The organism is Actinomyces sp. Marseille-QA0893, from assembly GCF_976954355.1.
Window position 1 is genome coordinate 303886 of record NZ_CDRJSY010000002.1, and the last position, 24248, is coordinate 328133.

Genomic DNA, 24248 nt, shown 5'->3' on the forward strand with positions numbered 1-24248 from the left:
ATTGCACTATGACAACTCACGCCCCCACCGATGAAGAACGCGCTGCCTTTGTTGCCTCGCGACCCAAGCGTCGCTGGTGGCGAACACGCAGGAGCACGGCATCTGGCAGTGTCGGCGGAAGAGTCATGTACTTCGCTCGCAGCGCCAGCGTTATCGACTCGGTCAGCAAGGCGCACTACCTAGAAGACACCGATCTTGCGTTGCGCACCGGATCGACGGTCGCCGTTTTTGACCCACAGGCAGTGCGTAGGCGCTCAATCGCCCTTGCCCTAGCCGGCCTGCGCCCGCTGGACGCGGGCTCGGTGTGGATGCCAGCGCGCAGCCGCAGCGTTCTCATTTCCCCGGACGAGGCTTTAATTCCCTCCCTGACGCTGTCCCAGAACCTTATTGTTCCCTGCGCCGCAATGGGAGAGATCGTCGATCCGGGTGAAATCCGCCGGCGGGCCACGCGGCTTGGCGTTGATCTCGATCGAATCGCGCGCGATGTCAGCGCCACTGACCTCCTGAAGTTCCAGGTCCTTCGCGCACTGATCTACCGTGCCGATTTGGTTGTCGTCAGCGATTTCCCCATCCAGACCGAAGATGCGCCCTCCTTTGAGGATTTCTCCGAGGCGTGCGAACTTCTTCGTGCCAGCGGCGCATGCGTCGTCTTCTTCACCGACAGCCCCGAGGCCGCCGCCTTGGCTCAGCGCGTGCTCATCGTTGCCAATAGCACGATCGTCGCCGACGCTGCCGGCCTTGATGCACACTTCATCCGCATGGCCTGCGATGCCATTAACGAGAATCCCAGTGCCTACCTCGGCCCCATTCCCCGAGCAGGTGAGCCTGTTACTTCTGATGTGCCCGTCCCCGCTTCGGAGGAAGACCCCCTCGCCGACGAGGCGGAGTCACCCACTGAAGATGAAGCCGCTGACGATTCCGAAGCACCCGCAGAGGAAAGTTCGTCCATCAATGTCACGCCCGCGGCCTCGGAAGGTGACGAAACTACCGTTTCCGACACCGCGGGGGACGGGGAAGACGATGCTTCCGCCTCGGCAATGAGCAAAAAGGGCACAGCGACGCCGAATTGGCACCCGCTGACCACGCGCGTCATACGAACAGCGGACTCACCCTTGCCCACTCCCCTGCCCTCGCAGTGGGAAGAGAACCCGGAAACTGCGGAGATCGCGTTAGCTGCAATCGAGCAAGCACGCCGCTTCCATCGCATCGAGCAGGCACGGGCTTCGCTGGGCGATGAGCTCAAGGAGCAGCTCAACGAGGATCTGCCCACTGCTGCAGAAGCAAGCCCGGAAGAACGGGCGCTGATTGAGCATGCGCAAAAGATTTTGGGCGAGCTACCTGGATCGGTCATCCCCGATAGCGAGGATTCAACGGCCGAGGGTGAGTAACTCGCGACTTTGAGTCCTACTCGCGGCTAATTCGTGTCAAAATGAGAGGGTGACTGCACTTCGGTGCCCATCTTCATAGGAAGCGATGCAGGTATGAGCAACGACCATCCCTCATTTGGGCAGACTCCCTCCGGGTCTCAGCCTCCCAGCATTGGCGAGCTTTTTGGCCGCATGACGGGGCAGATCTCTTCGTTGATTCGTGGAGAAATTGCACTGGCAAAGACTCAGGCAATGACGTTCCTGAACTACACAAAGGCAGGAATCGGCACATTGGCCGTTGCTGGCGTTCTTGCACTCTACGGTCTGGGCTGGATGTTCCACAGCATTGAGCTGGCCCTGGCCCTGGTTCTTCCCGCATGGGCAGCGTCCTTGATCGTATGTGGCGGAATCTTCTTCTTCGTCTTGATCCTTGCACTCGCTGGAATTTCACAGCTCAAGAAGTCACGTGCGCATGTTCCCCATCCTCAAGATGGCTTGAAGGAAAGCATGGATGCCTTGAAGAAGGGAGCTCACAAAGATGAGCAATGATCAGCAGGCACAGATTCCCGCCCCCAGCGCCGCAGAAATCGAGGCGCAGCTGCGGGCAACCCGCGAAGAGCTGACGCAGACCGTCGATCAGCTTGTTGGCCAGCTTCAGCCTTCCTACCAGATCGAGCAGGCCAAGAATAAGGCTCGCCTCAAGGTCGAAGAGCTTAAAATCCGCGCCCGTTTGATCACCGAGCAAGCTCGCGAAGGCGATCCTGAAGCTCTCAAGACTCTGGGAATTGTTGCCTGCTCCACGGCTGCAGTTGTCGGTCTTGTCGCATGGCGAGTCGTTTCGCGCATCAAGAGGTCTCGCGCGAACTTCTAGCGCTGAGCGCGTAATTTTGGCTCCACCTAGCACTTCAGGTGGGGATCGGGCATCGTTTTTAGGTATGATGTTCCCACGAAACATTTTGAACACCTAGGGCACCGCTTGTGCGGACCCGACCGACGTAGAGGGGGTCGACGCCATGGGGCGCGGCCGTCAAAAGGCCAAGCAGACGAAAGTCGCACGAAAGCTGAAGTATTTCAGCCCTGACACCGACCTGGATGCACTCCAAAGGGAGCTTGCAGCCGGGCACGAGGCGCATAGCGAAGAGCAGCAGACAGACGAAGATGATCTGTACGCGCGCTACGCGGATTACGCCGAAGATGACCAGTCTGCAGATGATGATCATTGGGATGACGAAGATTACTGGACGTCCCCTTCTTCGCAATCGCGAAAGTAGCCAAACTCTTCCGCTTTAAGACATACGGAAACGCCGTCAGACGGGTTTGTTGTACCCTTCTGACGGCGTTTCTCATGCACACAGGGGTGGAGCCGCTCTGGCGTTTATCAGCCTCCTCGAGGCTTGAAGGAGCATCAGCACACTCTTTTACCCGAATAAAACACTGGTCCCGGTGGCGAATTCTCTCGCCACCGGGACCTGCGTTATAGCGTCAGCTCGCTAGATGGTCAGCCCATCCTGCGACGCGATGCGATTGCCGCACCACCAGCAAGGAGAGCGGCCAAGCCTGCTCCCAAGAGGATTCCGCTGTCTGCACCGGTCTTTGCCAGAGGAGACTTGGGATTCTTCGGCTTATCCGGAGTGCTCGGCGGAACCGCCGGAGGATTCGAGTCTGAGGGTGCGGGAGGCACCGAGGCAGTGGTCGACGTTGAGGGGCTTGGCGCCGTCGAAGTGGACGGCGAAGGCGTGGGCGTCGTGCTCACTGCAGGAGTCGGGGTAGTCGTAGACGGGGTCGGAACCGGAGTGGTCGTCGACGGAGTCGGTGCAGGCGTCGTTGTGGAAGGCGTCGGCACCGGAGTCGTCGTGGACGGAGTGGGCACCGGGGTGGTGGTGCTCGGGGTCGGAACCGGAGTGGTCGTCGACGGAGTCGGAGACGGGGTTGGCGTCGTCGTTGAAGGTGTCGGCGAAGGCGTCGGTGTCGTGGTGGACGGAGTCGGCGAAGGCGTCGGCTTCGGCTTGGTCACGTTCGTCACCGTTGCGGTGTAATCCTTTTCAGGATTGATTGTCAGGGTTGCAGTCTTCTTGTCTGCACCCAAGGTCACACCCTCGGACTGATCAAAGACACCGGAGGTCGCGTTATCCCACAGAACACTTGCATCGGGAAGGTTCTTTTCCTTGATGCTGACCTTTGTTCCAATAGGCAGCTTGTCCGGGTAGGTGTAGGTCTGTCCCTTCTTAACAGTGATCGTTTCAGTCCTGTCAACACCAGGGCCCTTCAGGGTGACCTCGAAAGTGAAGTCTGGGTTCTCGGTCAGCGCTGCGGCAGAATCATCGACCTTCTTTGCAATAGAGAAGACCTGACGTGCTGCGGCGCCTGCATCTGCACCAAGGACGACGTCCTGAGCAGAGACCGTGCGGGTTTCCATATCATTCGCGGTAATAGTCGCGGTGTTCCAGTAGTGTCCGGAAACAACCTCGGGGGTGTGACCGTACAGAACAATGATCGCGAACTTATTTGCGGGAACCTCGGGAAGCTTGATTTCCAGCTTGTTCGCCGAGCAGCTGATAGTCGCGTTCTGACGAATTGCTCCGCCAGACACATCTGGGCCGTTGTAGCCGTTTGCGACCGAGTCGACAAGCTTGAGATTCGCTTCGTTGTTCTTCAACAGCGGTTCAAGATCATCGCAGTTGAAGTCCCACTTCGTGTCTTCGGAGTTGTCAACAACGCTGACGTTCTTCAGACCAGTATCACCACCGGGAACCGTGATACGCCACGCAAGCGTGCGGTTCCTGTTGTACATGTTGAAGAGCCAGCCGTCCTTGCGGAAATCCACGCCGACGCCGATTCCAGGCTGAATATCAACGTCAACCGACTTCGTCTCGGTCAGCTTGAAAGGCTGCTTCTTACCGACCTCGTTCTTGGACAGGGTCAGCTGTGCGGTAGTGATCACCCAACCGTCCCAAGAGGCTGCGCCTTCGGCCGCATCGTTAAAGACGACCTTGACGTTGCCATCCTGGTCCCAGGTGCCACAGCCAATGATTGTGCCCGTCGAAGACTTCACGTCGAAGTTGAAGGGCATGATCGGCTTAGCGGACTGAGTCGAAACCTTGTACTGGAAGTACTCGCCGGCGTGAACCTTCGAGCTGGTAGACCACTTCACCTTGAAACCAACGGTCGCTCCGACAGTGAAACTTGTCTTCGGGGTGCCGTTTTGATCGGTCAGCTCAGGGTCACTGATCGTCACTTTGGACGTGATATTGGTTGTGGGCGCGGGGCAGCTTGCTGCAACCGCGGCGGGGGCATGATCGGAAAGAACCTCAACAGCCCCGATACCACCAACCGCAAGTGTCAGTGCTGCAAGCGCTGACACAGCGCGTTTCGTGCGTAGGTTTGACACAGTCAAAACTCCATAATTCACGAGTGAATAAATACTCTTAAAGAATACAGCACCTGAGCACGAATTTCATAGGCTTTTTTCAGACGAACTGGCTGTGATCAGCATCAATACTATCATCCAGCGAGACCAAAAAATCATCCTCATCAACCACGGCTCCGCCTGTAACCGCATGGATAATAGTTGCCGCGGATTCAATATCGCGGATCGATCGCATCCGTTCCAAGCGCTCACTGCGTGTGACAATCGCCTCAGGAATCTGGACCTGCCCCTTCGGGAGCCACCGCAGTCGATACTCAATAACTGCCCCCTGCGCCCACTGTTCCCATCGCAGTACGTGGGGAGCGCGCTCGACCTGGTGCGCCTCGATCATCATCATCGACTGATTGGCAATGGGGGTCAGCAGCGCATATCCATCAACTACCTGCTCCGAAGCTTCTGCACGCTCACGGTCACGAGCCAGCGCCTCGCGCAATTCATCACTGAGCTCGGGAGCCACAGAACGAAGCTCCCTCTCTGCTGCGGCTTCCCGGCGCGTCTGAGGAGGCGCATCCTGACCAATGAGCTCACGCGAATCGATGACCTCGGGGAAGGCGGAAGACAAGGCCTCGGCAAGCTGGGCGGGACCCAGCCAGCGCGGCGTGTAGACCGCCAAGGACACCGCGGAATCCGGATCGGGTTGAATAATGCGACCACTGCCCGCGATGCGCAACGCACCCGCAAGGCGACGAGCCATCCGCTCCAGCACAAGCAAAACCTGGTACTCAGTACCGAAGGGCAGTCCCTCGGGGAAAGCCTCAGCCCAGCGATCGCTGCCGCGCAATTCCTCGGGAACACGCGCGCCTCGCATCGGCTCGCACTCCAAAACCCACGCGCTGGTCAGATCCGCACCCAAGCCAAGTTCGCCTCGAACATTGACGGGAAGAGACCAGGGGCCGGACAATTCCACTCCCCCGCGCAGGTGCAGGCGTCCGGGAGCCACCCAATGGGCCTCGTCCCAAGCGGAAACGGCAAGCGCCTCAAGCTCATCGTCCTCGACGGAAGCACCCACGCAGAAAAGGTGGTGATCCTGAGCAAGCTCAAGGGGCAGCGGCAAAATCTCCCGCTCGCCCGCCGAAGCGCCCATAGATACGCGTGCCACGTGATCATCGATGCGGATCTCGCCGGTGTCGTTCACGCGCAGAGCGGTATCAAAAGCACGCAGCCCGCCCACTGAAGTCATCGAGGTCTGCGTCAAAGGATGCGAAGCAGTCTGACTCAGCGCGGATTCTCCACCGCCACGCGCGGAATCGTGCGCTTCCCCAGCGGGGACCGCATCCATTCGTTCGCGAAATGACCGGCGACGAGGCGGCAGAGAAGCTTCCTGTCCCACGATTAGCGCTCGATACGGGTACGAGTGAAGCGCAGGTGGGTGCGCGAGGGCGTGGGGCCGCGCTGTCCCTGGTAGTGCGAGCCGAGGCCCTCACTTCCGTAGGGGTGCTCGGCGGGAGACGACAGATCAAAGAAGCACAGCTGGCCGATCTTCATTCCCGGGTAGAGAAGGATCGGCATGGTCGCAGTATTCGACAGCTCCAAGGTCACGTGGCCCGAGAAACCGGGGTCAATGAAGCCAGCGGTGGAGTGGGTGAGAAGGCCAAGGCGTCCAAGCGAAGACTTACCTTCCAAGCGAGCCGCAATGTCGTCGCCCAGGGTGACCAATTCGTAGGTTGCGCCCAGCACGAATTCGCCGGGGTGAAGGACGAAGGGATCATCCGGCCCCACATCGACGCTGTGGGTGAGGTCGGATTGGTCGGCCGCGGGGTCGATTACCGAGTAGCGATGGTTGTCAAAAAGCCGAAAAAGCCGATCCAAGCGCACGTCAATACTTGCGGGTTGAATCAGAGAGCGGTCCAGCGGATCCAGTTGGATTCGTCCACTATCAAGGCTTGCCGAAATATCGCGATCACTGAGCAGCATGGTGCCATTCTCGCACAGTTTCGGCCGCCTATTGTGCCTCGGCGGGCGCGTTGGCTGACCGCTAAGCTACCTCTTGTGCCAACCCCAAATTACGAGATGCTTCGCGCGCCAATCCTCGCGTGGTACGAGCTCCATCGCCGCGAGCTCCCCATGCGTGCAAGCGAGGTCTCACCGTGGGGAACCTTGGTCTTTGAGGTCATGAGCCAGCAAACCCCAATCCCGCGCGTGCAGCCAATTTGGGAGCGGTGGATGAGGCTGTGGCCGAGCCCTGCGGATTTCGCAGCCGCGTCCCCCGCCGAGGCTTTAGTTGAGTGGGCACACCTGGGTTATCCCTCGCGGGCGCTGAGGCTTCGCGAGTGTGCGCAGGTTATTGTGCGCGACTTCGGTGGATCCGTTCCCGATAGCTACGAGGCCTTGTTGGCTTTACCCGGGATCGGTCCCTACACCGCGAGCGCTCTTGCCTCCTTCCAGTTCCACGAGCGCATTCCCGTCCTTGATACGAATATTCGCCGAGTTTTTGCACGCGTGCGTGACGGGGTGGAGTTTGCTCGGCGCAGTGCACCTTCGCGCGCCGAGTTCGCGGCCGCAGTTGACTGGTTGCCCGAAAATGGTGTGGATTGCGCCCGTTGGAATGTGGCAATCATGGAGTTTGGAGCGCTCGTGTGCACGCAGCGCTCCCCCAAGTGCCAGGATTGTCCACTGCGCAAGGACTGCGCATGGGCAAACGCCGGTTTCCCGCCTGCCGAGGTGCGGCCTCGTGGGCAAAGCTGGAAGGGGACGGACCGCCAGGCCCGCGGCCGGGTAATGGCGGCACTGCGGCGCTCTCCCGAGGGAATCTCCATTGACGAGGCCGTGGCCGCGGCACGCTTAGAAGGTGCGGATCCCGAGCAGGCGCCTCGGGTCATCGAAGCACTGATAAGCGATGGCCTGGTTGCCGAAGATTCGACAACCAGGCGCATCACACTTCCTCGGGAGTGAGGAAGAAGGGAGGCCTTGGAGGGGAGGCCTATCCCTTCACGGCTCCAGCCAAGGCGAAGCTTCCTCCCGAGACCTTTTGCATGATCGCGTAGAGGATCAACGCCGGGCTGGAGTAGATCACTGCGAATGCGGCCAGTTTTCCGTAGACGACCGCGCCGTGCGTTCCGAAGAATTGGTAGATGGCGACGGCTGCGGGCTGGATGTCCGGGTCGGTCGTGAGGATGAAGGGGACGAAGAAGTTCCCCCAGGTCGCGGTGAAGATGAAGATGAAGACTACCAAGAGGCCTGGCTTCATCAGCGGTAGGACGATGGTGCGCAGTGCTTTGAGTGCGCTCGCGCCGTCGACCCAGGCCGCTTCTTCGAGAGATACGGGGACGGAGTCCATGAAGTTTTTGAGCATCCACACTGCCATTGGCAGGGAGGTTGCGGTCATGAAGCAGATAATCCCCGGGATTGAATCGATCAAATCCATGCTGACGAAGAGCGAATACACGGGAACCATGAGCGCCGTGATGGGAAGGCAGGTCCCAAAGAGAATCGTGTACATGAATCCGCGCGCGAAACGGCTCTTGTAGCGAGAAAGCGGATAAGCCGCGAGTGCGCCAACGAACACGGTCAAAATTGCCGTGCCGAAGGAGAGAATCGCAGAGTTCCACAGCGGTAACCATGTGCGATCAAATGTCGCAATATCCGAGTAATTCGAGGTCGTGAAGTGCTCAGGAATGCTTAAGGACACCGTGGCGGTCGGATTGAAAGACGCGAAGAGAACCCATGCCAGTGGAACGACAAAGGAGATGCCGATCAGGGCAAGGATCGTGCTCGAAATCAGACGAACGGTCTTTTCTCGCGGATTAGCGACGGAGGGGATTTCTTTGCGCTGCGTAGCCATCAGTCCACCTCCGGCTTGAGAGCGCGAATGTAGACCAGCGCAAAAAGTGCACCCAGAACAATGGTCACGGTTGCAATAGCCGTTCCGTAGCCAATGAGGGAGTTCTTAAAGGCTTCTTGGTAAGCCATGACCGGGAGGGTCGTGGATTGAGTGCCCGGTCCACCGCCTGTCATAACCCAGAGAAGGGTGAAGACGCCCAGGGTCTGAAGGGTCGTCAACAGGAGGTTTGTCGAGATAGAGCCCTTGATCATCGGCAGGGTCACGAAGCAGAATCGCTGCCAGCCCCGTGCGCCGTCGACCTTCGCGGCTTCTTGAATCTCAGGCGGAACTTCGGCCAGCGCAGCGGAGTAGACCATCATCGAGAAAGCTGTTCCGCGCCAGATATTCGCCATGATCACGGAGAACATGGGGAAGGTCAGCAGCCAGGTTGTTCCGCCGAGGCCGATGTAGCTCAGCAGCGTGTTCAGCGTTCCGTCGGTGGAGAAGAAAGCGTAGAGCGCAAAGGCTGCGACGATCTCCGGCATAACCCACGCGATGACAACGACGCCGCCAACCAGGGTGGAGAGAATCTTGGGGGCTTTGCTCATGAGCATGGCAAGGGCTAGTCCCAAGATATTTTGGCCGATCACCGCCGAGGCGACAACGAAGATGATCGTCAGCAGGACCGCTTTCCAGAATGCTCCACTGGACAGCAGATCCGCGTAGTTCTCGAGGCCGACAAATTCAGGATTTGCTGCTTTGTAGCCCGAGAGGGCGGCATTGGTCAAAGACCCATACACCGAATATGCAATGGGACCTACGAGGAACACCGCCATAAGGGCAACTGCTGGAAACAGAAGACCCATTCGGCCCGTTTGGCGGGCGGCGCGAGCAAGTAGTGTCTCGCGTCGCCCGCCAGGGGTCGCAGTGCTCTCGGTCCCCACACGAACCGAGGTGGACATGTTACTTCGCCGCTTCGACGTTCTTTTCGCCGACGATCTTCACCAGGCCATCGTCGTAGGCCTTCGCGGCCTGCTCGGGGGTCTGTTCCTTCGTCACCACGGATTCGGTGGCCGTCTGGATATTTGTGGAGATCTGCGGGTAGTCAGGAGTTGCGGGACGGAAGTGCGTGTACTCAACAATTCCCGCGAAGAACTTGAAGGAGGGGTTCGCTGCGAGGTACTCGGGGTCAGAGACGATGTCCTTACGGACTGCAATCGCAGAGGTTGCGATGGAGTACTGCAGAGAGCCCTTCTTATTCAGCGCGGTCTTGACGAAGTCGGCTGCCAGTGCGGGATCCTTGGTTTGAGATCCAACGGAGAGGACCCAGCCACCGGAGAGAGTGGTGAATCCGGGTGCCTGTCCCTTCTGGGTCGGCATCTTTGCGAGGCCGATGGTTTCTTGCCATTCTGCCCACTTTGTCGAGTCCTGCATCCAGATGTAGGGCAGCCAGGAGCCGTCGATATCGATGGCGAGCTTGCCCTTGGGAAGGAGTTCGGTGGACACACGGGTTCCAACAGCCTTATCCAGTGCGATGTCGTTGGAGGGAGTGAGGCCCTCTGAGTATGCGGTCTGGTAGAAGGTCAGTGCGTCCTTGAAACCTTGGGATCCCGTGACCCACTTGTTGGTGTCGGTGTTGTAGAGGGTGTCCTGGGTGCCGTAGAGCAGCATTTCAAAGCCCTGCATGCTGGTCTGTTCGCCACCTGCACGGCCCGCGTAGATGTTCATGGGGATGACGTCGGGCACCTTTTCCTTGATGGTGCGCGCAGCAGAAAGCAGGTCATCCCAGCTCTTAGGCTGCCAGTCAGTGGGCAGTCCTGCCTGCTCAAAGATCTTCTTGTTGTAGTAGATACCGCGAGTATCGGTGCCGAAGGGAACGCCGTAGATCTTGCCGTCGAGGCCCTTTGCGCCCTGAATCGAGCTTTCGGGGTACTGGCTCCACTCGTCCCAGTTCTTGACGTAGTCGTCGATCGGGGCCAGGTATCCGGCTGCGGCATCGCTCATGACCTGGAAGGTGTCTTCGTAGATGATGTCGGGAGCCTTGGACTTCGACTTATTCATCAGCGCAAGCTTGGTCATGTACTGATCTGCCTCCGCTTCAACGGGCTGAAGATCGATGGTGACGTCCTTGTGAGTGGACTCGAACTCTTCCTTTGCGCGCTTCATGAAGTCTTCAATCTGCGGGAAGGACGAGGTCTTGTAATAGGTGACAACCAGAGACTTTCCTTCTGAGCTTCCAGATGTCGTCTTGTCCTTGGATCCAGAGCAGGCGGTCAGGCCCACAGCTGCGATACCGACTACGGCAACAGCCGCGAGTGCACGTCGTGCCATTGAACTCTCCTTTGATAGTTCTGCGACTTCCTGTAGGTGGGCGGGTGGCCACACTGCCGTTCCCGCTCCCCCTCATGCCCCTTTGACACGGAAGTCCTTATGTGAACTGTATTACTACGTAGAAAGCCAATTCCAGAGTCCATGGATTGCACTTTGGTTACGAAGAGCACAAAAGATGCTGGATGCACCCATCAAGAGCAATGAAATGTATAAACGCAGGTCAACACGTATATGAATGCGCTAACGGGCTACCGAGTTTTCTTTCACGAAACGATCAATCAGCAGCTGAATTTCATGCCAAGTCACCGATCCCGGCATTGACAAAGAACCGTGGAAGGTCCCTGCGAACATATGCATTTCTGCGATGCAACCGGCATCAACGAGGCCTGTCGCCAGAGCGATTCCCTCATCCCGAAGAGGATCGACGGGGTTGACAACGATGAGCGCGGGCGGGAAGCCCTCTTCCCTGAACTCTGCGCTCGGCTTCGGGAATGCCGCCTCGATCAGACGCAGGGGAATTGTTACTTCTGCATCCAAGGGAACACCGAAGTAGTGACGCCAAGCTCCGGCCGCCGCGCGACGCGTCCACACGGGCCCCTCAGCGAAGAACCTGCTTGAGGGGGTTGACAGGGTCGGATCAACACATGGCTCAAGCAAGATGATGCCCCTGATCAGGGATGCAATTCGTTTGTATCGAGCCGCGATTGCCTCATCTTGCGCCATTTGCAGGCCGAGTCCACACAGGCGACTCACCATGGAATAGGCCAGTCCTGCTCCCGCTGAATCCCCCAGGATGAAAGTTGGACGCTCGTGCCCGAAGCGCTCAAGGGCCTCGGCAAGGGCGGAAATACAGTCGTCGACGGGGATCGGGAAGGGAAATTCAGGTGCGAGGCGGTACTCCGGAGAGACAACGATCGCACCGAAACGCGTCGCTAGTTCGTCGTTCTTCGCGTCATCAAAAGCAGCGCGGCCTGCCACGTACCCGCCTCCGTGGATCGAGATGATCAGGGGCGCGTCCTCAGCCAAATCGGCAGGAATGAAGGTGCGTCCGCGCGCGCTCACTTCGACTCTGTTGTCTGCTTCGTGGGGGTTTGCCAAAAGGGCGTCTCCCCCGGCGCGCATGGCGGGCAGGTCCCACGTTGTTTGCTCGGGGGTTTCGGCGATGATCGGTGCGAGTTCGGGACGCAGGTAGATGGGATAGGTACTCATCGTTCCTCACTTGCTCGGTGCGACTCGGGTAAAGAATGCGTCGACAGCGGCATAGAAGGGGGCGGGGGTCGAGTGGCGCACGCAGTGACGTGCGCTGGGAATGAGGAGAGTTTCAACGGCGACGTTCCCCATTGCGTTGATCTCTTCAATCCCACCGGGCCCGATCAGTACGTCGCCGCCATCGCCGGTAATGAGCAGGGTTGGCACCGAAATTGGGGCGAGGATTTCATCGCGGCTTCGGCTTCCGCTGACGACTCCACGGGCAAGGAAGTTGCGGTCGACTTGGGCTTTTCCTTGAGCCCAGCCGCCGGCCTCGGAAGGACTCCACTGGGGGTAGTCCTTGAGGAGGATATCGATTTCACGTCCCATCCACTGCGTGACTTCATCGCAGCGGGCGACGCGATCTTGGGCGGTTGCGCGGAAGTGCTCGCGCTGGGAGGGGGTGAGAAGTGCGGGGTCTTCCAGCACCAGGGCGTCAACGGGGGCGAGGCCTCGTGAAACGATGTCGGCTGCGGTCGCTCCGCCCATTGAGTGGCCGAGCAGGGCGACGAAGGGTGCGGGTGCGGCTTCTTCAATTGTGCAGATTAACGAGGCCGCGCTGCTGATGAGTGCTTCGAAGGGGTCCTCGAGCTGCGAGGGAGTAAAGCGTGGGGAACAGCCGTGTCCGAGAGCGTCGATCAAGACGACTTCATAGTCGTTGGACCATCGAGCGGAGATATCACTGAGGGATGCGGCATTGTCGGTCACGCCGTGAAGAGCGTAGATGCGTCCCTTTGAGGGGGTACCTGAAATATTCGCGGCAAGGCGCGCCGGGGTCATTGCTTCTCCTCCATGAGCATCCGCTCCGTATGCAGGAAGCATACAGGAAGTTTGCTGCTAATCTATGGGTACGCTCCACACACTCAATCATTCTGACCATCACGGAGGATGCCATGGATGAGAGCAAGATCGAAAACGTCATGTCTGAGCTGCTTGGCGAGGGCTACCGAATTGTCAGGGATAACGGCGAGTTGTCCCCAATGATCGAATGGGTCGACTGGGCAGGCGACCCCGACGACGAGGACGACGAAGAACGCGTCGAAGTGAACTTTTCCGACGGAACGATGGAGACCTACCCCATGGGCGTTGAGCTTCGTCAGATCTGGCACGAAGACGCGGAGTAAGAGCGAGCGGCGACGTCGGCCTGCGGTCAGGCCGCTGAACGAGTTACGCCCTGACGCTCCGTCAAGCGAAAGACCTCAGTCGTCGCGGTGCCCATAGCTTGCGGGATCGACGGGCTGTTGATACTTCGGCAGCCCGTCAACTACCAGCAGGTACGACTCCATGACAAGCTCGCGGATGAGTTCGTCGTTAATTCCCGGTCCCGGCATGACAGTGATCCAGTGTTTTTTGTTCATGTGGTAACCCGGAGTGATTGATTCAAAGCTTTCGCACAGTGCGCGAACGTCCTGCGGATCCGCCTTGAGATTGACCATCCGCTTCCCGCGGACGGTTGAGATCATGAACCATTTACCGCATACTCGCGCGACCTCCCACTCCTCATTGAAGGGATAGAGCTCGCTGGCGGGAAGTTCGAGCGCAGCGTCGACGACAGTTTTCCACAGCTGTTCATCATCTAGGTCGGCCTTCATGAGGACCCCCCATTCACTGCGTCTTCCGAGTAACAAAAAGCGGCCCGCAAGGGGCCGCTAGCGGAGCGGGCGACGGGAATCGAACCCGCGCTGTCAGCTTGGGAAGCTGAAGTTCTACCATTGAACTACGCCCGCGAGGCGCCGAGCACGCAGTCGGTGCTACCAACGCAACTCGTTCATCATAGCGGCTCACTTGAGTTCAGTCCAAAGCTTCGGACATAGACTATGAGCTGTGACTTCACCCAACCCGCGCCCCGTTGTTGCCGCCGCGATCTTTGATCGTCTCCCCCATCCGACCGCGCTTTTGTGCGCCTCGCGCTCCTATCCGGAAGATTTACGAGGCCTCTTCGAGCTCCCCGGTGGAAAGGTTGAGGAAGGCGAAGACCCCGTGCGCGGCCTCGTACGCGAAATCGATGAGGAACTGGGGTGCGCGCTGGTGGTCGACCAGCCGGTTCTCTCCCCCGAGGGGAAGTGGTGGCCAATCCTTGCTGGACGCGTCATGGCGGTGTGGGGATGCACGCTTGCAAACCCCGACCAGCGGCTCACTCCCGGGCACTCCCACCTGGAACTGCGGTGGACCCCTCTTGACGAGGTCCTTGATCTTCCGTGGATTCCCGCAGATCTCCCCATCGTTCAAGCTGCGATCGAGCAGTACTCTTCTGCGGCTACCTGTTGAGGGGCATCTTCCACATACCTGATTTTGATTCAGACACTTCTGCTTTTTCTGTCAGAATAGATGTATGCCGAAGATTATTGGGGACTCGCTAGCCGACCATCGAGAGCTCACGCGTAACCGCCTTTTCGATGCGCTCGCCAGCCTGCTCGCTGAGCAGCCTTTCGATTCAATCTCGATGTCCCAAATCGCCACGCGCGCGAAAGTCGGCCGCACTGCGGTCTACAACCACTTCCCCGACAAGGAAGTCCTCCTCCTTGAATTCATGCGTCGTGTCACCCTGCAGTTCTCCCAACGCCTAGAAGAAGCGATCGCACAGGTCAACGATCCCCTGGCCCAGCTGCGCATCTATATCCGCGCACATCTGGAGATGACGACCCGCTACCACCTGAATTCGACTTTTAACCTGCGCACTCAGGTTTCGCGCGAGAACTCCGCGCACCTGCACGATCACGCAACGATCATCTCGACCAGGCTCCTGGAAATCCTCGGCCGATGCATGGAAAGCGGCGCGATCCCGAAACAAAATCCGCACGCACTGATCCCCCTGATCCACTCATGTTTGGCAGGAAATAGGCTCCCCGCCAACCCGCAGCAGCGCGAGGCGACGATCGCCACCGTGCAGGCTTTCATTCTTCGAGGCATCGGTGCGGATATCCCCATTACGTCCACTGCGCAGCGTCCCTCCCCCGTTGGGAACGCCTCACAGGAGGGCGCAGATGAAAGTGCACCAGCTGGAGATACCGCCTACATGCGCTGCCCGGTCAGCGCATAGGCACGTGTGATCTCGCAAACTCCTATAGGATCGTGGAATAAGTGACCGGCACACGCCGTTGAGCTGAACATGACCCGGGGCGTGTGCCCCTCACCGAAAAAAGGAGTACCCACATGAGCACGATCGCGCTCACCTCGGAAAACTTCAACGAGACCATCAACTCTGACAAGATCGTGCTGGTGGATTTCTGGGCAAGCTGGTGCACCCCCTGCCGCCAGTTCGGCCCGATCTTCGAAGCTGCTTCAGAGCGTCACGAAGATGTTATTTTCGCCAAGGTTGATACCGATGCCAACCAGGACATTGCTGCAGCACTGGAGATCGCATCGATCCCGACCCTGATGATCTTCCGCGAAGGTGTCCTGATCTTCCGTAACTCCGGTGCAATCCCCGGAGCAGCCATTGACGACCTGGTTTCCCAGGCACAGGCCCTCAACATGGAAGAGGTCCACGCAGAGGTCGCGAAGCAGGAAGCTCAGAACGACTGACCTCAGTCAGTACTAACTTCGTACGACAGATAAGTGGTGGGGACGGCCAAGCCGTCCCCACCACTTATTGCTTACCTAGGAGCGCATCCGTTCAGGCGGCACCCACGCAGTACGCGCAAGAACCCGGATCGTTCGACATGCTCTAGCCCTGCAACTCAGCAGCAACCAGCTCAGCCAGCTGAATCGCATTCAGGGCTGCGCCCTTGCGCAGGTTATCGCCACTCACCACGAAAACAATTCCGCGGTTATCCGGAACGGCCTGGTCTTGGCGAATACGGCCGACCAAGACATCGTCTTCACCGGCAGCCTCAAGAGGGGTCGGAACGTCGACAACGCGAACTCCGGGGGCACTGTTGAGCGCGGCCACGGCCTCGTCGCGAGAAATCGAAGCGGGGAACTCGGCGTGGACGGTCATCGTGTGTGCGGTCAGGACCGGTACGCGCACGCAGGTCCCGCTGACCAGAAGATTCGGGACGTGCAGAATACGACGCGATTCGTTACGAAGCTTCTGCTCTTCGTCGGTCTCGAAGCTGCCATCATCGACGATCGAGCCGGCCAAGGGCACAACATCGAATGCAATGGGGGCGACGTAAACCTGGGGAGTGCCGAAATCAACGGCATGTCCGTCAGTGGTCAGGCCCTCGAGGTTCTCATCGACGGTGCCGCGAACCTGATCGAGGAGCTCGCGAACACCCTTGAGGCCAGAACCAGACACGGCCTGGTAGGAAGAGACAGTCAGACGCTCGATACCACCAGCAGCTTGCGCAAGCGGCTTAATTGCAGGCATGACGGCCATGGTCGTGCAGTTCGGGTTGGCAATGATGCCCTTGGGGCGATCGGCGACGTCTGCACCGTTGACCTCGGAGACGACCAGCGGGACCTCGGGATCCTTGCGCCATGCGGAGGAGTTGTCGACGACTACGGCTCCGGCCGCGGCAAACTTCGGTGCATACTCGCGCGAGGCCGTGGCACCCGCGGAGAAGATCGCGATGTCGATCCCGGAGAAGTCAGCGGTCGCAACGTCTTCAACGACGACCTCCGTGCCCTTCCACGGGAGTGTCGAACCCGCCGAGCGAGCGGAGGCAAAGAAACGAATCGTTTCAACCGGGAAGTTTCGCTCTTCCAAGATCGTGCGCATCACGCGACCAACCTGGCCCGTCGCACCGACAACAGCAACCGTCAAACCAGCCATTTTCAGCCTCTCTTTGTGTAAATACGCGTTCTCAGCGGCCCGTGCCAGCGTAGACAACGGCCTCGGAAACTTCGGCGTCCATGCCGAAAGCGGAGTGGACAACTGCAACCGCGCGGTCCAGGTCGTCCAATCGAGTAACGATCGACAGGCGGATCTCGGAAGAAGAAATCAGATCGATGTTGATTCCTGCCTCGGAGAGCGCCGCGAACAAGCGCGCGGCCACACCCGGGTTGGTGCGCATACCCGTTCCCACCAGCGAAAGCTTGCCGATGTTCGGGTTGTAACGCACCTCCTTGAAGCCAATCTCATCCTTCGCGGACTCCAGAGCATCCAGAGCAACCTGCGCGTCGGCCTCGGGAATGGTGAAGGTGATGTTCGCGCGGGTCGGATCGGCGACGGGGATGTTCTGGACGATCATGTCAATGTTCGCGCCCGCAGCGGCGATCGTCTGGAAGACCATCGCGGCTCGGCCGGGGTGGTTCGGAACACCGGCGACCGTGATCTTGTCCTGTCCGCGGTCGTGGGCAATTCCAGAGATGATGGGCTGTTCCATCTGTCCTTCTTTCGGGTCGAGGAATGCTGCGTCAGGGACCAATCCCTTGAGCTCCGGCGAGGCCGGGCGGTCTGAAATCCAGGTTCCGTCCTTCTCGGAGAAGGAGGAACGAACGTGCAGGGGAACCTTGTAGCGACGGGCGAATTCGACCGCGCGCAGGTGAAGAATCTTTGCGCCATGCGCCGCGAGTTCCAAGGTCTCTTCCGTTGAGATCGAACGCAGACGGTGTGCCTTGGAGACAATTCGCGGGTCTGCAGAGAAAAGGCCGTCGACATCGGTGTAGATCTCGCAGACGTCAGCGTGGAGGGCGGCAGCGAGGGCGACCGCGGTCGTATCCGAACCGCCTCGGCCAAGGGTCGTCACGTCCTCATCGTCGGAAATTCCCTGGAATCCGGCGACAATTGCGACCTGGCCTTCCGAGATCGCGCGGGCAATGCGCTCGGGAACCATGCCGGTGATCTGTGCGCGGCCGTACGCGGAGGTCGTGTGAATGCCTGCTTGCGCGCCGGTAAAGGCCTGCGCGGGAACTCCCAGCTCATTGATCGCCATGGACAGAAGAGACATGGAAATACGCTCACCGGCGGTGAGAAGGATGTCCATCTCGCGTTCGGGCGCATTGTCTGTAATCTGCGCGGCAGTATCTAGGAGTTCGTCAGTTGTATCGCCCATTGCGGAGACGACAACGACGAGCTTGTGTCCGGCGTTTCGAGTGTCGACGATGCGTTTTGCAACGCGTTTGATCGCTTCGACATCGGCTACGGACGAGCCTCCGTACTTTTGCACGATGAGCGCCACGAGTAGTCCTAACTGTCTGTGTTCTGGTTTCCTTCCCTAATCGTGGCGAAAGTTTGGGGTTACTGCGACTTTTGACCAACACGTGAACGTTTGTGCCCATTTGTAAACGTAACTTACCGCACATACCAAGGCCTACAGGGCATGGGAGAATAGTGTGAGCTCGGCTCCCAAGAAAGGAACGCACGATGTCACACACGGTTTACGGCACTCCCGTTGTTCACGGAGTGTCCTACGCGCCGATCGTATGGACATCACGTCACCCCCTCCCCCCGACAGAGTTCACCGAGCTTCCTCCCAAAGAGCGCGCCGCATGTGCCGCGCATTTGGAAGAGATCTGCCGAAGCGTCGGCGATGACCTCTTCGCCCAGTCCGAACAGGCCTACGGCGATGTCTCCGACGTGCTCATGATGACTGCTTCCCTGGCGACCGATCCCAGCTGGATTGCGGAGGCACAATCGTGGATATATTCCGGGGTTCCTGCTCCTCAGGCGGTTGTTCGCGCGACCGAAAAGTTCACCGAGGTCTTCCGCGCTTCGGGTGGACTCATGCTCGAGCGCGTGGCGGACCTTAAGGACGTGCGCGACCTGATTCTTGCCCACTTAGCTGCTTCCTCAGGTAACGAGGCCAGCGATGCGCGCGTGCATGCGCGGAAGGTGCAGGCGGCCTCGGAAAGCCCCTATATTCTCTGCGCGCGGGATTTGTCGCCTTCCGATACGGCGCATCTCAACCCGGCGCACTGCGTGGGAATCGTGACCCAGCTGGGTGGCCCCACCTCGCACACCTCAATCATCGCTCGCCAGCTGGGGATCCCCTGCATCGTGGCCGCCCGTCGCATCAACGAGATCCGCACGGGCGAGTATGTACTCATGGATGCTTTTGTGGGCTCCCTAACCACCGGCGTTCCCGAAAATGAGGCCCGCGAGGCCGTGGAGCGTGACCGCCGCCGCGCCGAGGCCACCCTCAGGTGGGCACCGCCCGCGCACACCTCAGATGATCATCCCGTGCGTTTGCTGGCAAACATTCACGACCTGGCCAGCGCGAAGGCTGCTGCTCGTTCTCCGCTTGCCGATTCGATCGGGCTTTTCCGTTCAGAAATTGCCTTCCTCAACGCACAAACCGAGCCTTCCATTGAGGAACAGACCGAGTTTTATTCGAGTATTTTCCAAGAGTTCCAGGGGTATTCGGTGTGCGTGCGCACGCTGGATGCAGGCTCCGACAAGCCACTGGCCTATGCGACGATTCCCGGCGAGGAGAACCCGGCTCTTGGCGTTCGCGGGATCCGAACCTCGGGTCCGCATCCGCAGATTCTCCAAAACCAGCTCGAGGCGATTGCTTTTGCGGCGATGCGTCAGCGTGAGACTTCGGTTTCGGTGATGGCACCGATGGTGTCAACGGCTGCCGAGGCCAAGTGGTTTGCCTCGTCGGTTCGCCAGCTCTCCGAGCGTTTCGAGGTCGAGCTGCATGCTGGGGTCATGATTGAGGTCCCCGCGGCGGCGCTAATGATCGATTCAATCATGGAGCACGTGGACTTCGTGTCGATTGGTTCGAATGACCTCACCCAGTACACGATGGCTTCGGACCGCCTCTCACCGGACCTTGCCGAGTATTCCGATCCTTGGCAACCCGCGCCTTTGCGCTTGATTGCGCAGGTTGCGCACGCTGGCCTTACGCACGGGGTGAGCGTGAGTGTGTGTGGCGAGGCCGCGGCTGACCCGCTGCTGGCCTGCGTTCTTGCGGGTATGGGTGTGCCCGCGCTGTCAATGCCGCGCTTGGCTATCCCCTCGGTGGGCGCGCAGCTTGCTCAGGTGAGCCTGGCACAGTGCCGCTTGGCTGCTGCTTCAGTTGTCGAGGCCGCTGACCCGGGCGACGCGCGCTACCGTGCGCGCACTGCGCTCGAAGTGGAGTTCTAAGAGATCGCCGGCAGGATCACCGAGAAAGTCGTCCCGTGTTCACCGGGCTTAGCTTCGCCTTCGCACACGGTATCCACATCCACCCGGCCGCCCAAGGCCTCGGCGATCGAAGAAACGATCGACAGCCCAAGGCCAGACGATCCCTTCCCCTGACGCGAGCGCGAAGTGTCGCCTCGAACGAAACGATCAAAGACGGTAGCGCGCAACTCGGGCGGGATACCCGGGCCGTCATCGGCAACACTCATGCGCACAAACCCCGGTGCCGAGGCCCCGCCGCCGATCACCTGCACGCCAACCTTGACGCGCGTGCCCGCGGGAGTGTGGATTCGCGCGTTATTCACCAGGTTTGCGAACACCTGGCGAAGTGCGGATTCATCGCCCGCAACCGTGCAGGAGACGCAGTCTTCGTCCTCGTCATCGAACTGAGGAAGGTCCAAAACCCACTCGTGATCCGGGCCCGCCGCGTGCGCATCCGAAACCGCGTCAATCGCCAGAGGGATCAGGTCGACCGGATCACTAGCGAGTTCTCGACCCGCATCCAAGCGAGCCAATAGCAGGAGGTCTTCGACCAGACCGGACATGCGGGCAGACTCTGAGGCAATGCGCGCGAGCGCGAGCTCTTCATCCGCGCTTCCCTTCTGCAGAAGCTGCGTGTAGCCCTGAATCGACGCCAAGGGAGTGCGAAGCTCATGCGAGGCATCGGCGACAAACTGGCGCAGGCGCTGCTCAGATTCGGCGCGGGCCTGAAGTGCCGTTTCAACGTTGTCGATCATGGTGTTCAGCGCAAAACCAACATCGCCGACCTCATCACCAGGCTGGGCGATGGAGTAATCAACGCGTTGGAAGTCCTCAACCGTTGGGGTGGCAATCAGGTCCTTGGAACCGATGTTTCTCGCGGTCGCCGCTACCTCACCCAAGGGGAGCATTTCTCTGCGAATCCACTTGCGGCCGATAAAAGTCGCGCCGGCGATCACGACCAGAGCGATAACGCCTTCAAGAGCCACCAACATAATCAGCGTCGAGTTATTGGCTGCCAAAGACAGGCCGACGACCAGTGTCCGTGACTCTGATTGACCGCACATGATCCTGAAAGAACCTAAATTCGGCAAGCTGACATTGTGTCCATGTCCATCACAGCGCAAGGAGAGAATCTGCTGCTGAGCGGCGCTATCGAGCTCCACCACATCAAATTGCTTGACGACACCCGAAACGATCTCATCGTCGTCCTTGATGAGCTGCAACTGTCCTTCTGAAGAACCTGGACCTCGCAAGCCGCGCGGTCCGTGTTCGCTTGGCGAAGCGGAGGAACTTGGGGAATTCGACTGTGATGGACCGTGGTCGTCGTCGTGATCATCCTGGTCGTCCTGTGACCCGGCCGTTGGAGGCGGGGGTGGGGGAACAGGTTGCTGCAAGCTGAGCTCTGCGTTCTTTTCAAGCCTGCTGAGCATGGATTCGAGCGAACTATCGATCTTGGAAGTCATCCACGAATGCATTGCAAGCGCCGAGGCAGCAAGCATGGTGACCAACGCTAAAGCGACGGCTGCGGCAAGAAAACGACTCAGGCGAACAGTGAGAAGACGAGATCGCTTGCGCTTTGGCTGGGGAGCACTGTGCTTGGGAGCGCGCGCCTGTGATTCGGTATTCGAAGCTTGGGGGGCAGAGCTTGTCATTGGCACTCCTAGGAGGCGGGCCTGAGGATATAACCGGCTCCCCTGACCGTGTGAATCATGGGGTCACGCCCAGCGTCGATCTTCTTACGCAAATACGAAATGTAGAGCTCGACGATGTTCGCCTGACCACCGAAATCGTACGACCACACGCGGTCGAGAATCTGCGACTTCGACAAGACAACGTTCGGGTTTTCCATGAAGTACCGCAGCAGCTCGAATTCGGTGTTCGTAAGCGTGATAGCTTCACCACCACGTGCAACATCATGCGAGTCTTCATCCAGTGTCAGGTCACCAACAGTCAGAACACGTTCAGCGGTAACCGAAGCCATTCCAGACCGGCGAAGCAGGGCGTCGATTCGCGCGGTAACTTCATCCAAGTCAAAGGGCTTCGTCACATAGTCATCGGCACCAGCGCGCAGTCCCGCAACACGATCAGCAACCGCGTCACGAGCCGTCAAGAACAGGACCGGAAGATGGGGCTTGCGCTTACGCAGGCGTTCCAAGGTTTCCATCCCGTCAAGGCCGGGCATCTGGATATCCAAGACGACGACATCGGGGTCAAAAGTATCGGCCTTATCCAAGGCTTCCCAGCCATTGGCTGCGGTCTTTGTCTCCCAGCCCTGGTGCCTCAAGGCCGATCCCAAGAGCTCAGCGAGGACGGATTCATCGTCGACGACAAGAATGCGCGCGGGCGTCCCATCGGGGCGGATGAAGTTGGACTCTGTTGTACTCACGTCGAGATCCTTTCACAGTTTCCGTCGACGTTCAGGACATATTGCGTCGGCCTTCCATTGCCCGGCCCAGGGTAATGGAATCCGCGTATTCGAGGTCGCCGCCCACGGGTAGCCCCATGGCCAGACGCGTTGTTGTCACGCCAATAGTGGACAGGGTTCTGGCCAGATACGAGGCCGTCGCTTCCCCTTCGATATTCGGGTTCGTTGCGATGATGATTTCCTGAACGACACCGTCAGAGAGACGCCCCAAGAGCTGGCGGATCCTAAGCTGATCAGGGCCAATTCCGTGGATCGGGTCAATGGCTCCACCGAGCACGTGGTAGCGTCCGCGGAAAACCCGAGAGTTCTCAATTGCTTGAATATCCTTCGGTTCCTGCACGACGCAAATAATGCTGGGATCACGGCGCGGATCGCGGCAAATCGAGCATTCATCGTCTTCGGTGAGGTTCCCACACACCGAGCAGTGCTTGACCTGGTGTCGCACCGCGTTGATCGCCGTCGTCAGGCGCTCGACGTCCTCAGGCTCGGCCTCGAGAAGATGCAAAGCCATGCGTTGCGCGCTCTTTGGCCCAACCCCGGGAAGCTGACCAAGTTCATCAATGAGATCTTGAAGAGCTCCTTCGTACACGCGTCACCACCCTCCCTGGTCGTCAGCCTTCTGTTCAATGATGGTTCCGCCCAGAATATCCAAAACCGCGGGAATCCCGAAGAGATTCGACTCGGACATGTCCTCATCATCGATGCTGGCACTGTCGTCTTCCGCAGCGGACACAGTGGGTGCTTCGAAGGACCCATTTTCTGTTTCCGGCGAGGCCTCTTCCGCGTCACTCTCGTCCGTTTCCTCTCGTGCACTCACTGCAGCAAAGCGCTGCGAGGGCAAGGGAGTTACCTCTGCGAAAGCAGGAACCTGGGGCGCCGATTCCTCTTCTTCGGGGTCAAAACTGGGCGGCTGAATGACCGCCTCGCTCCATCCCTCGGTCGGCTCGAAAGACTCTGATTCGTCTTCGTCGTCTTCAGGCTGGTCGAGTGGACTGTCCTGAGAAGCCGCTGGCTGTGACGTTGGCTGTGACACGTGCTGCGAGGCAGCAGGCGCTTCGAACTCTTCGTCGCCGTCTTCATCGGTTTCTTCGCCGGGATCAAAAGGGGGCGGCTCCTGGGTGCGCCAATCGTAAGACGCGGGCGACTGCGGGTCATAGGGCTGCGTTGCGTCAATCGGCTGAGCTGGAACACGCAATCCCTGCGCGGGCGCGTTTTCCGGAGCGTCCGGAGGCGTTGCAACCTGCCAAACGGGGGCTTCCTGTGGGGCCTCGGCGCGATGCTCAACTTCGCGGCGCTGCCCGCCGCGCTGGGGTGCCGGCTGTTGGCTAGGGCCCTGCGTGGGCGGCGTAGCTGCGCCATGCGCGTTGGCTGAAGGCGTTGAAACCGCCGGGCCACCACCTGCTTGTCCAACCTGTGCACTGACATTCAGGCGAATACCGAGAACGTCATAGATTGTTTCTTCAACGATTTGGGCTTTGCCGCCATTGGTGAAGCTGGCAACCATTCCCTGACTGGGGAAGAGCAGTACCAATTGATCCCCGTCAACGGCGCCCAATTGCCCATTTTGCGAGAGCAAACTCCACACAACCCTGCTGTGGGTCGCGAGGCGTTCAACGACATCGCCCCAACGCTGGCGGATGAGGTCAGCACCTGCTGCTCCTCCAGCAGGGCGGCTCGAGGCCGGCGCGGGAGTAGTG

At 59.3% G+C, this 24248-nt stretch carries 24 protein-coding genes, 1 tRNA gene and 1 pseudogene; 10 read left to right on the plus strand and 16 right to left on the minus strand.

What is annotated here, in order from left to right:
* Positions 1-8 precede the first annotated feature (8 nt).
* The 4 genes from ACWNMW_RS04245 (at position 9) to ACWNMW_RS04260 (ending at position 2638) form a co-directional block, all read left to right on the plus strand.
* Positions 9-1388 (plus strand): hypothetical protein, encoded by a 1380-nt coding sequence (locus tag ACWNMW_RS04245; RefSeq protein WP_449490143.1) that lies wholly within the window; start codon positions 9-11, stop codon positions 1386-1388.
* Between the two features lie 93 nt (positions 1389-1481).
* The gene (locus ACWNMW_RS04250; RefSeq protein ID WP_449490144.1) at positions 1482-1916 is read left to right on the plus strand and encodes a phage holin family protein; all 435 of its coding nucleotides are present in this window, start codon (positions 1482-1484) and stop codon (positions 1914-1916) included.
* Complete coding sequence (locus tag ACWNMW_RS04255) at positions 1906-2238, plus strand: DUF3618 domain-containing protein (protein WP_449490145.1); 333 nt, start codon at positions 1906-1908, stop codon at positions 2236-2238. The genes ACWNMW_RS04250 and ACWNMW_RS04255 overlap by 11 nt, the downstream gene beginning before the upstream one ends.
* A gap of 142 nt (positions 2239-2380) precedes the next feature.
* Positions 2381-2638: a DUF3073 domain-containing protein gene (locus ACWNMW_RS04260; protein WP_034500508.1), complete on the plus strand. Its 258-nt coding sequence runs from the start codon at positions 2381-2383 to the stop codon at positions 2636-2638.
* Between the two features lie 227 nt (positions 2639-2865).
* On the opposite strand, the gene ACWNMW_RS04265 is transcribed toward ACWNMW_RS04260, so the two are convergent.
* The 3 genes from ACWNMW_RS04265 to dcd all read right to left on the minus strand — a co-directional run bounded on the left by ACWNMW_RS04265 (position 2866) and on the right by dcd (position 6708).
* On the minus strand, positions 2866-4755 hold the full coding sequence (locus tag ACWNMW_RS04265; protein WP_449490146.1) for an Ig-like domain-containing protein: 1890 nt from the start codon (positions 4753-4755) through the stop codon (positions 2866-2868).
* A 79-nt stretch (positions 4756-4834) separates the two neighbouring features.
* On the minus strand, positions 4835-6124 hold the full coding sequence (locus ACWNMW_RS04270) for a hypothetical protein (RefSeq protein WP_449490147.1): 1290 nt from the start codon (positions 6122-6124) through the stop codon (positions 4835-4837).
* A 2-nt stretch (positions 6125-6126) separates the two neighbouring features.
* Complete coding sequence (dcd, locus tag ACWNMW_RS04275) at positions 6127-6708, minus strand: dCTP deaminase (protein WP_034500512.1); 582 nt, start codon at positions 6706-6708, stop codon at positions 6127-6129.
* A 150-nt stretch (positions 6709-6858) separates the two neighbouring features.
* Between dcd and ACWNMW_RS04280 the strand changes: the two genes are divergently transcribed.
* On the plus strand, positions 6859-7686 hold the full coding sequence (locus ACWNMW_RS04280) for an A/G-specific adenine glycosylase (RefSeq protein WP_449490162.1): 828 nt from the start codon (positions 6859-6861) through the stop codon (positions 7684-7686).
* A 28-nt stretch (positions 7687-7714) separates the two neighbouring features.
* Here the strand turns inward: ACWNMW_RS04280 and ACWNMW_RS04285 are convergent, their stop codons facing one another.
* The 5 genes from ACWNMW_RS04285 to ACWNMW_RS04305 form a co-directional block, all read right to left on the minus strand.
* Positions 7715-8575 (minus strand): carbohydrate ABC transporter permease, encoded by an 861-nt coding sequence (locus ACWNMW_RS04285; protein ID WP_034500515.1) that lies wholly within the window; start codon positions 8573-8575, stop codon positions 7715-7717.
* Positions 8575-9420, minus strand: coding sequence for a carbohydrate ABC transporter permease (locus ACWNMW_RS04290; protein WP_081940736.1), 846 nt, complete (start codon positions 9418-9420; stop codon positions 8575-8577). Before ACWNMW_RS04290 ends, ACWNMW_RS04285 begins: the two co-directional genes overlap by 1 nt.
* A gap of 97 nt (positions 9421-9517) precedes the next feature.
* Complete coding sequence (locus ACWNMW_RS04295; protein WP_449490148.1) at positions 9518-10885, minus strand: extracellular solute-binding protein; 1368 nt, start codon at positions 10883-10885, stop codon at positions 9518-9520.
* Between the two features lie 240 nt (positions 10886-11125).
* Positions 11126-12094 carry an alpha/beta hydrolase fold domain-containing protein gene (locus ACWNMW_RS04300; RefSeq protein WP_314212877.1) on the minus strand — a complete coding sequence of 323 codons (969 nt, stop codon included), beginning with the start codon at positions 12092-12094 and terminating at the stop codon, positions 11126-11128.
* A 6-nt stretch (positions 12095-12100) separates the two neighbouring features.
* On the minus strand, positions 12101-12955 hold the full coding sequence (locus tag ACWNMW_RS04305) for an alpha/beta hydrolase (protein ID WP_449490149.1): 855 nt from the start codon (positions 12953-12955) through the stop codon (positions 12101-12103).
* 71 nt (positions 12956-13026) lie between these two features.
* On the opposite strand from ACWNMW_RS04305, the gene ACWNMW_RS04310 reads away from it, so the two are divergent.
* Positions 13027-13257, plus strand: a complete 231-nt coding sequence (locus ACWNMW_RS04310; protein WP_449490150.1) for a hypothetical protein — start codon at positions 13027-13029, stop codon at positions 13255-13257.
* A 75-nt stretch (positions 13258-13332) separates the two neighbouring features.
* Here ACWNMW_RS04310 and ACWNMW_RS04315 read toward each other — a convergent pair whose 3' ends face one another.
* Positions 13333-13725, minus strand: a complete 393-nt coding sequence (locus ACWNMW_RS04315; RefSeq protein ID WP_449490151.1) for an MmcQ/YjbR family DNA-binding protein — start codon at positions 13723-13725, stop codon at positions 13333-13335.
* A 64-nt stretch (positions 13726-13789) separates the two neighbouring features.
* Positions 13790-13860: transfer RNA gene (locus ACWNMW_RS04320), tRNA-Gly, on the minus strand.
* 97 nt (positions 13861-13957) lie between these two features.
* Here ACWNMW_RS04320 and ACWNMW_RS04325 point away from each other — a divergent pair.
* From ACWNMW_RS04325 to trxA, 3 genes are all read left to right on the plus strand, one after another.
* Positions 13958-14401, plus strand: coding sequence for a (deoxy)nucleoside triphosphate pyrophosphohydrolase (locus ACWNMW_RS04325; protein ID WP_449490152.1), 444 nt, complete (start codon positions 13958-13960; stop codon positions 14399-14401).
* A gap of 64 nt (positions 14402-14465) precedes the next feature.
* A complete protein-coding gene (locus tag ACWNMW_RS04330; protein ID WP_449490153.1) occupies positions 14466-15173 on the plus strand; it encodes a TetR/AcrR family transcriptional regulator in 708 nt (235 codons plus the stop codon).
* Between the two features lie 83 nt (positions 15174-15256).
* The gene (gene trxA, locus ACWNMW_RS04335; protein ID WP_449490154.1) at positions 15257-15658 is read left to right on the plus strand and encodes a thioredoxin; all 402 of its coding nucleotides are present in this window, start codon (positions 15257-15259) and stop codon (positions 15656-15658) included.
* 142 nt (positions 15659-15800) lie between these two features.
* Here trxA and ACWNMW_RS04340 read toward each other — a convergent pair whose 3' ends face one another.
* Together ACWNMW_RS04340 and ACWNMW_RS04345 are read right to left on the minus strand one after the other, a co-directional pair.
* A complete protein-coding gene (locus ACWNMW_RS04340; protein ID WP_449490155.1) occupies positions 15801-16850 on the minus strand; it encodes an aspartate-semialdehyde dehydrogenase in 1050 nt (349 codons plus the stop codon).
* A 31-nt stretch (positions 16851-16881) separates the two neighbouring features.
* Entirely contained in the window at positions 16882-18198 is a 1317-nt protein-coding gene (locus ACWNMW_RS04345) for an aspartate kinase (protein ID WP_299059544.1), read from the minus strand.
* A gap of 185 nt (positions 18199-18383) precedes the next feature.
* On the opposite strand from ACWNMW_RS04345, the gene ACWNMW_RS04350 reads away from it, so the two are divergent.
* Positions 18384-20108, plus strand: coding sequence for a phosphoenolpyruvate--protein phosphotransferase (locus ACWNMW_RS04350; protein ID WP_449490156.1), 1725 nt, complete (start codon positions 18384-18386; stop codon positions 20106-20108).
* Here ACWNMW_RS04350 and ACWNMW_RS04355 read toward each other — a convergent pair.
* The 4 genes and pseudogenes from ACWNMW_RS04355 to ACWNMW_RS04370 all read right to left on the minus strand — a co-directional run.
* Complete coding sequence (locus tag ACWNMW_RS04355) at positions 20105-21778, minus strand: sensor histidine kinase (RefSeq protein ID WP_449490157.1); 1674 nt, start codon at positions 21776-21778, stop codon at positions 20105-20107. The two genes, ACWNMW_RS04350 and ACWNMW_RS04355, sit on opposite strands and share 4 nt — an antisense overlap.
* An 8-nt stretch (positions 21779-21786) precedes the next feature.
* Positions 21787-22512, minus strand: coding sequence for a response regulator transcription factor (locus ACWNMW_RS04360; RefSeq protein WP_072456957.1), 726 nt, complete (start codon positions 22510-22512; stop codon positions 21787-21789).
* Positions 22513-22543: 31 nt separating this feature from the next.
* Positions 22544-23140 (minus strand): recombination mediator RecR, encoded by a 597-nt coding sequence (gene recR / locus ACWNMW_RS04365; protein ID WP_072456959.1) that lies wholly within the window; start codon positions 23138-23140, stop codon positions 22544-22546.
* A gap of 3 nt (positions 23141-23143) precedes the next feature.
* Positions 23144-24248 (minus strand): annotated as a pseudogene (locus ACWNMW_RS04370) (DNA polymerase III subunit gamma/tau); the annotation flags it as partial.